At 44.5% G+C, this 8,183-nt stretch carries 7 protein-coding genes; 1 reads left to right on the top strand and 6 read right to left on the bottom strand.

The genetic code is table 11. The features are described from left to right. A partial coding sequence (locus MMU07_RS06190) for a hypothetical protein (RefSeq protein ID WP_241124974.1) occupies nucleotides 1-290 on the top strand: 290 nt, incomplete at its 5' end. Between the two features lie 152 nt (nucleotides 291-442). Here the strand turns inward: MMU07_RS06190 and MMU07_RS06185 are convergent. The 6 genes from MMU07_RS06185 to MMU07_RS06160 form a co-directional block, all read right to left on the bottom strand. Beyond that, nucleotides 443-1,324: a bestrophin family protein gene (locus tag MMU07_RS06185; protein WP_241124973.1), complete on the bottom strand. Its 882-nt coding sequence runs from the start codon at nucleotides 1,322-1,324 to the stop codon at nucleotides 443-445. Between the two features lie 406 nt (nucleotides 1,325-1,730). Continuing rightward, the gene (locus MMU07_RS06180) at nucleotides 1,731-3,530 is read right to left on the bottom strand and encodes an acyl-CoA dehydrogenase family protein (protein ID WP_241124972.1); all 1,800 of its coding nucleotides are present in this window, start codon (nucleotides 3,528-3,530) and stop codon (nucleotides 1,731-1,733) included. Nucleotides 3,531-3,580: 50 nt separating this feature from the next. After that, a complete protein-coding gene (locus MMU07_RS06175; RefSeq protein WP_241124971.1) occupies nucleotides 3,581-3,934 on the bottom strand; it encodes a four helix bundle protein in 354 nt (117 codons plus the stop codon). Nucleotides 3,935-4,053: 119 nt separating this feature from the next. Further along, nucleotides 4,054-5,229: an acetyl-CoA C-acyltransferase gene (locus MMU07_RS06170; protein WP_241124970.1), complete on the bottom strand. Its 1,176-nt coding sequence runs from the start codon at nucleotides 5,227-5,229 to the stop codon at nucleotides 4,054-4,056. Between the two features lie 26 nt (nucleotides 5,230-5,255). Then, on the bottom strand, nucleotides 5,256-5,711 hold the full coding sequence (locus MMU07_RS06165) for a four helix bundle protein (RefSeq protein ID WP_336246175.1): 456 nt from the start codon (nucleotides 5,709-5,711) through the stop codon (nucleotides 5,256-5,258). Between the two features lie 54 nt (nucleotides 5,712-5,765). Continuing rightward, nucleotides 5,766-8,171 (bottom strand): 3-hydroxyacyl-CoA dehydrogenase/enoyl-CoA hydratase family protein, encoded by a 2,406-nt coding sequence (locus MMU07_RS06160; protein WP_241124969.1) that lies wholly within the window; start codon nucleotides 8,169-8,171, stop codon nucleotides 5,766-5,768. Between the last annotated feature and the right edge of the window lie 12 nt (nucleotides 8,172-8,183).

Genomic DNA, 8,183 nt, shown 5'->3' with positions numbered 1-8,183 from the left:
TGCCTCCTGCAAAGATTTCCATTGACTTTTCTTTTCCTGACCCCGCACCGCGCGTTTTCTTACAATTCAATTCAACGATTCTCTCCACGCCACAATGGCGTGAAGCATTCCAAATTAGAAGGAAAGACGCCACAGTGGCGTCTATTTTCCAATTATCTAAACATATAACTAATATTCTATATATCCAATTTCAGGTTTTAGCTTTTATAGTGACTGATCTGACTTTTCTTTATCCCAAAGTATACCTTCCGTATACCCTCCGCCCACCTCTCCTTACCGATACTCCGTGACTGAGGTATAGATACTCCGTGTCTTAGCTACAGATAATCCGCCTCTAAGCTATTCCATTCCTATATTCGGGATATCATAAAGGGATGCCTTTTGCACAGGATCCTTATTGGTTTTGTCTCGGTTCTCGCCTCTCGGTTCTCGCTTCTTCTGCTTACCCCAAAATCTCCTGCACATTTCCCTTGATGTTTTCTGCAATCTTGGCCATCGGAAGGTCGTTGCTGTCGGTACCAAAGGGATCTTCGATTTCCTCGGCGATGAGCTCGAGACTCGCCAAGACGTAGAATATAAAAGTCGTCACCGGAATGGTAAAGTATCCCATGGACAGTGCCAAGCCAAAGGGTAGCGTCGCCACATAGATAAAGATAAATTTCTTGATAAAAGCACTATAGCTAAATGGAATCGGGGTATTCTTGATCCGCTCACAGGCACCGCAGATGTCGGTGAAGGAACTGATCTCTCCATTGAGGACAATGAGTTGGTCACCGCTGATGATTCTGTTCTTGTATAAGTGATGGACTTTGAAAATCATGCTTTCAGCCACTTTATTGGGAACGTGGGTTTTGTTGCCAAAGTCAGGAAGCTCGGGATGGGGTTTTTCGTCAAGCTGCAGCATGGTACTTTCCTTTTGAAGGTGTCTACGAAGTGCCAAAGCATACAGCGGAATCACTTGCTTAAAAAATGTCCTAGACCCGTGGTCTTCTACCGGCAAAAAAACCTGAAGCTTGATGGCGAGATTACGGCTGTTGTTGACAAGGTTTCCCCAATGTTTTCGCCCTTCCCACCACCTATCATACGCTGTGTTGGTCCTGAAAACGAGCAGCATCGATATCGCAAAACCCAAAAGCGTATGCATGATGGTGATGTTTCGGGCATCGCTGTTTTCAGACAACTTCAGGTAATTGACCTCCAGATACACAATCCCCCATGAATACAAAGCAATAAAAATCAAGGTCGGGATCAGCGGCCTGATGGTATCGGCTTTGGTGATTTTGAAAATGGCAAGAAACCAATCTTTGGAATTGTAGTAAAACATTTTGCGGAGAAAGAATAAATCCTGCGAATATAGAGGAAAAGGTACAGAAAGGATGAAGGTTGAGGGATGAAGGATGAGGTAAAAAGTGAGAGGTGAGAGGTGTGGGAAGTTGGAAGTTTGAAATCGGGGTCATTAGTAGATTAAGTAGCTGACTTTCTGGAAACTGGGGCTTTGTGGCTCTGCTTGAGATTAAAAGTATTTTCCCTTTGCGCTTTAGCGTCTTTGCGAGATATCAATAATCCAGGTTCTGGAGAAGCAGGATAGCAGAAAGCAACAAAGCCCCCATTGCTGAAGGCTTTGTTTTTTTTCTCTGCGTCTTCGCGTGAGATTGAAGTTGTAGATCCTGCTTCCGGAGAAGCAGGAAAACTTTTTCTGTGTCTTAGTGCCTTTTTGGGCCTCTAAATTTTTAAGAAAAAGGATACTTCCCTTTCTCAATCATATAGTCCGCAACCTGCCTTCTCAACTCTTTGGTATTGACGAGGTCGGCTTTGGTATACCGCTTCAATCCCATCAACATCACTTTCTGCTCATCACCTTTGGTAAATGCCGCGATAGCTTCTTTGGCTGCTGTCTGGATTTTTTCCACAGCCTCAAAAAGATATACCTGCGTCATCGCAATCTGCGGATGACAGGCTTCTTCACCTCTCATGCCCACGAGTTTTTCTGTTCTCAGGATGACAGACTCCGCCGCATAGATTTCAATCATCAGGTCTGCAAGGTTCATCATAACTTCCTGCTCGGACTCGATTTTATCTGCCAAAGCCATCGCTGCTTTTCCGCCCACCATCAGAAATACTTTTTTGAGTTTCTTGATGGTTTCTTTTTCTGCTGCAAAAAGCTCTGAGGTATCCACCGTCTCGAAGCTCGGCACAGAAGTCAATTCCGCCGAAACAGCCATCGCCGGTTCGAACAAGTTGATTTCACCTTTCATCGCCCTCTTGAGCAGCATGCCCACCATCAGCATGCGGTTGATTTCGTTGGTTCCTTCGTAAATCCTGGAGATACGGGCGTCCCTATAAGCGCGCTCCATCGGTGCATCTGCGGAATATCCCATGCCGCCATAGACCTGCACACCCTGATCGACCACATAGTCGAGTACTTCCGAACCATGTACTTTCGCTATTGCCGCTTCAATGGCAAATTCCTCCAATGCTTTTAATTTAGCCTGTGCATCCGGCATACCTTCGGCAGCAAGTGCATCCATCCTGTCTTCAATATCCTGACCGGCACGGTAGCAAAGTGATTCGCAGGCATAAGTCCTAACGGCCATTTCTGCCAATTTTTGCTTGATCGCACCAAAGGAATTGATCGAAACTCCAAACTGCTTGCGCTCACCGGCATACTTCACTGCCAAAGAGGCCACCGACCTACAGCCACCCAAAACGCCTGCACCGAGTTTGATCCTTCCGATATTGAGGATGTTCACTGCGATTTTGAAACCGTTCTGTCTGTCGGAAAGCATATTTTCCACAGGAACTTTGCAGTCGTTGAAGAATACCTGACGGGTGGAAGAACCTTTGATACCCATCTTCTTCTCTTCTTCGTTCATGGTAATCCCGCCAAATCCTTTTTCCACAATAAATGCGGTTAGGTTCTTGTCGTTTTCGATTTTGGCAAAGACGATGAATAGGTCTGCAAATCCCGCATTGGAGATCCACATTTTTTGTCCGTTGATGAGGTAGTGTTTGCCATCTTCGGTCAAAGTAGCTTTGGTCTTGCCGCTGTTGGCATCCGAACCGGCGTCCGGCTCGGTGAGACAATAGCAAGCCGCCCATTCACCGGTGGCCAACTTGGGTAGGTATTTGGATTTTTGAGCCTCGTCGCCATAATACAAAATCGGAAGTGTACCGATGCCTGTATGTGCGCCGTAAGTGGTGGAAAAAGATCCCGCTCCGCCGATGATGTCAGCGATGAGCATAGAGGAGTTGAAACTCATCCCCATGCCGCCGAATTCCTCAGGAACAGCGATTCCCAAGAGACCGAGGTCTCCGGCTTTTTTGAAGATGGAGGGAACGAGTTCAGGATGCTTCATGCTGTCGATTTCCTCACTGCGTGGATGGATTTCGGTATCGATAAAATCCTGACAGGCCTGCGCCATCATTTTTTGTTCTTCAGTAAATTCTTCAAAAATGAAGATGTCCTTTGCTTCGGTTTCCTTAACAAGGAATTCGCCGCCGTTGATTGAATTTTTGGTTATTGTTGCCATTGTTTTATAAGATTTTAGACTTGAGATATGAGACTTGAGATAGATTAGTTTTAAGAAGAGAATTTGTTGATAAGAGCATAAGTCATCTTTTGGATTTCGTCGATTTCTAGGATAATTTGGTCTACTTCTGAGCTTATTAAAAACTCCAGTTCGTTGGAAATGATTACTTGGGTTTCCAATTCACATAATGAACCATATGAAATACTCAAAAATTGGGAAAATTCTTTGTTGGATTTTCTTCCAGCTCCTTCAGCGATATTAGAAGGAATTGAAACCGCAGACCTTCTCATTTGAGAAACAAGGCCAAATTTCTCCTCGGACGGAAAAGAACCTGTTATCTTATAAATCGAGGTGGCCAATTTGATAGACCTTTTCCAAATCGCCAATTCTTTGTAATTATTCATATAGTTATTTTTTGGGATTTTAAATATTTCTGCATTTGTTAAATACACTTTCTTTAATGAAACCAATACCTACCCAGATTCTAAGTCTCTTGTCTCATATCTCATGTCTCACATCTATTTTATTTAAGAAGCTCGAAAACTCCTGCAACTCCCTGACCGCCTCCGACGCAGGCAGTAACTAGACCGTACTTTTTGTTTTGTCTGCGGAGTTCGTGGAAGAGTTGGATGGAAAGTTTGGCTCCGGTACAACCGAGCGGATGGCCGAGTGCGACGGCACCACCGTTGACATTGACTTTGCTGATGTCCATATCAAGGGACTTAATTACCGCCAAACCCTGTGCAGCAAAAGCCTCATTCAATTCGATCAGGTCAATTTTATCCAAGGATAATCCGGCTTGTTTCAGCGCTTTGGGTACAGCTTCTTTTGGACCGATGCCCATGATGCGAGGATCTACGCCAGCTACGGAATAGGACATCATCCTGGCGATCGGTTCTAGGTTAAGTTCTTTGACCATTCGCTCTGACATGACGACCACGAATGCAGCCCCGTCAGAGGTTTGGGAGGAATTTCCCGCTGTTACCTGTCCTTTCATTTTGAAGGCCGGCTTGAGGTTAGCAAGGACTTCAGGAGTCGTACCTGCCCTTGGACCTTCGTCCGTATCCACAATTGTCTTTCTGGTTTTCCTTTTTCCTTTTTCATCGAGATAAGTTTCTTCTACTTCGATAGGAACGATCTGCTCTTTGAATTTTCCTGCTGAGATGGCTGCCAAAGCTTTGGTATGGGAATTTGCAGAAAACTCATCCGCCTGCTCACGGGTGATTTCGTAATCCTTGGCGAGTTCTTCAGCGGTCAAACCCATGCTGAGGTAATATTCCGGAGTCTGGGAGGCAATTTTCCAGTTGAGGACTGTTTTGTAACCCATCATCGGGAGCATGGACATGGACTCTGTCCCTCCTGCGATGATGCAATCGGCCATTCCTGCTTTGATTTTGCCTACTGCAAGGGCGATGGCTTCCAATCCCGAACCGCAGTATCTGTTGATGATAAAACCCGGGTTGTCGATACCGAGTGCCAAAAGGGAAATCATCCTTCCCATCTGCATGCCCTGTTCGGCTTCCGGGATGGCATTGCCCACAATCAGGTCATCGACCATTTTGTTTTCCAATCCGGGCGTGTTGGCCACAAGGTGCTTGATCACATCTGAGGCCAGGTCATCTGGTCGGTAGAATCTGAAGCCGCCTTTTTTGGCTTTTCCTACCGCCGATCTATATCCGTTTACTATATATGCTTCCATGTTTCTTTCTAGATTGAGGTTTATTATTAATTTGATGTTTGTTCAGGTATTTGAGTTAAGATGCGAGAACCGAGATGCGAGAGATTAGACTCCAGGCAAATGATGATTGGAGGTCTATAATAAGGATTAGATTCTACCGTTGATTTGAAACCAATTATCATTTTTTGAATCTCATCGATATCGGAATCTAAATCTTTGAAAGCATCATTATTTAAAATCCCAACTCTGTTGGCAATAATCGCTTGCATCTCCAGTTCGAAACTTTCACCAAGGCTGATATCTAAGGAATTTGAAAAGGACTTAGAAGTGTTTTTTGCTGTACCCTCGACAATATTTGAAGGGACAGAAACACTCGATCTTCTCATTTGCGAAGTGATTCCGAACCTTTCTTCAGAGGGAAATGATTGGCTTATTTCATAAACCTTAACAGCCAAATCCACTGATTTTTGCCAAACTTTCAGATTTTTAAAATTGTGCTTCAACTTTATCTTTTCTTAAATTAGGTTTTTGTTTTCTCGCTTCTCGTCTCTCGCTTCTCAATTTCTCAGTGGTTTACCTTTAAACAAGATGCTGTGTATCCTTTCCAGGGTTTTTTTCTCCCCTGTCAAGCTCAAGAATGCTTCGCGCTCAAGATCGAGTAAATACTGTTCGCTGACTTCGGTCGCGGATGACAGGTCGCCTCCTGACATGACCCAACCCAATTTCCTTGCGATTTTGGCATCGTGTTGGGAAATGTAATTGCCATAGACCATACCGGTGATGCCTGCTTCGAAAAGTGCCAAGGAGGTTTTTCCTAGGACTTTGATGTTGGTCTGCTGCACAGGTTGGATGTATCCCGCATCATACAAGGCCAAGACTTTTGCTTTGGCATCGGCAAGCTGACGTTTTCGGTTGATGGTGATGGCATCCTTGACCTGCAGGTATCCCAATCCTCTTGCCTCAGCAGCCGAAGTGGATACTTTGGCAGTGGCTATATTCATGAAATATTCCTGAAGCCTATTTAGCTCCACATCACCTGCTTTGGATTCATTGGAAAAGCGCAAAGTCATTTCTTTCGTACCACCTCCGGCAGGAATCAATCCCACCCCAAATTCCACCAAACCCATATACAATTCTGCATGAGCTTGTATCGCATCTGCATGAAGCGAAAGTTCACAACCTCCTCCAAGGGCCATATTATGGGGTGCTACCACTACCGGAACGGAAGAATAACGCGCTCGCATCATGGTGTTTTGGAATCCGGCAATCATGAGGTTGATTTCGTCAAACTCCTGATCTCCGGCAAACATGAACAACATGGCAAGGTTGGCTCCGGCGGAGAAGTTTCCTCCTTCATTACCGATGACAAGACCTTTATAGGATTTTTCTGCCATATTGATCGCGGTATTGATTCCTTCGATCACTTCTTGACCGATAGAGTTCATCTTGGTTTGGAATTCCAAACCGATGACATCATCACCCAAATCGTACACGGTAGTTCCGGCATTGCCCCAAAGTTTTTTGTTGGCTGCCTTGAGGGTATCTAGAATGATAAAATCTTCCACCCCAGGTATTGGCAAATAAGATTTAGAAGGAATATCATAATATCTACGCTGTCCGCCTTCGACTTTATAGAAAGATGTATGTCCTGCATCTAGCATTTCATGAACCCATGCAGCGGCTTTTTCTCCCGCAGCCTCCATCTTCTCTACCGTATCTTTGACGCCAAGGATGTCCCATGTTTCAAAGGGACCCAGTTCCCAACCAAAACCTGCCGAAACAGCTTGGTCAATTCTGTATAATTCGTCGGAGATTTCCGGGATCCTGTGGGAGCAATATTTGAAAAGGTCATAAAAGGACGCCCTGTAGAATTCACCCGCACGGTCATCGAAGTTCACCAAGAATTTGATTCTCTTCTTTAGGTCATCAATTTCTTTGGAAGCTTCCAAGGCTTTGAATTTTGGTTTTTCAGTGTCTTTGTATTCAAAAGTCTTCAGATCAAGTTCTTTCAGTTCTTTGGTACCGTCCTTGTGGCGGATCATTTTGAAATATCCCTGACCGGTTTTGTCCCCCAACCATTTGTTGTCATAGAGTACCTTGACAATATTTGGAAGAAGAAATTTGTCTCTTGATTCATCGTGGGTCAATGTCTTGTAAAGGTTATTGGAGACATTGACAGTGGTATCCAAACCGACGACATCCATGGTTCGGAAAGTAGCCGACTTTGCCCTACCGATAATAGGACCGGTAAGTTTGTCTACCTCAGATACGCTCAGACCCATTTTTTCTATGGCATGCATCCCGGAAATGATCGCATAAACCCCGATCCTATTAGCAATGAATGCGGGAGTGTCTTTACACAAAACAGTTTCTTTTCCTAAAAACCTATCCCCAAAATCCATGAGGAAGTCGATGACTTCGGGATTTGTCTTTGGGCCAGGAATAATTTCGAGTAACCTGAGGTATCTTGGCGGATTGAAAAAGTGAGTTCCTGCAAAGTTGACCTGAAAGTCTTCTGACCTGCCTTCGCTCATCATGTGCATAGGTATGCCCGAAGTATTGGAAGTGATCAAAGTCCCAGGTTTCCTATATTTCTCTACTTTCTCAAAAAGTGATTGCTTGATATCCAACCTTTCGACGACGACTTCCATAACCCAATCATAATCTTTGATTTTTGGCAAATCATCATCAAAATTTCCTGTAGTAATCCTCGCTATCGAAGTAGCATCATAAAGTGACGCCGGCTTTGCCTTTAAGGTATTGTCAAGCGCAGTATTCACAATCCGGTTCCTGACTATTTTATCGATGACGGTCAGGCCCTTTTTCTTTTCGTCGTCATTGGGTTCGTTGGGGACAATATCAAGGAGCAAAACCTGCACGCCGATATTGGCAAAATGGCAGGCAATCCTTGAGCCCATCACTCCCGAACCTAAAATGGCTACTTTTTTAATGGTTCTTTTCATAAAATATGTTGG

Source organism: Cognataquiflexum nitidum (assembly GCF_022538055.1).
Taxonomy (GTDB): domain Bacteria; phylum Bacteroidota; class Bacteroidia; order Cytophagales; family Cyclobacteriaceae; genus Cognataquiflexum; species Cognataquiflexum nitidum.
The sequence above is the reverse complement of the archived record's forward strand: the minus strand, read 5'-3'. Positions and strand labels throughout refer to the sequence as shown.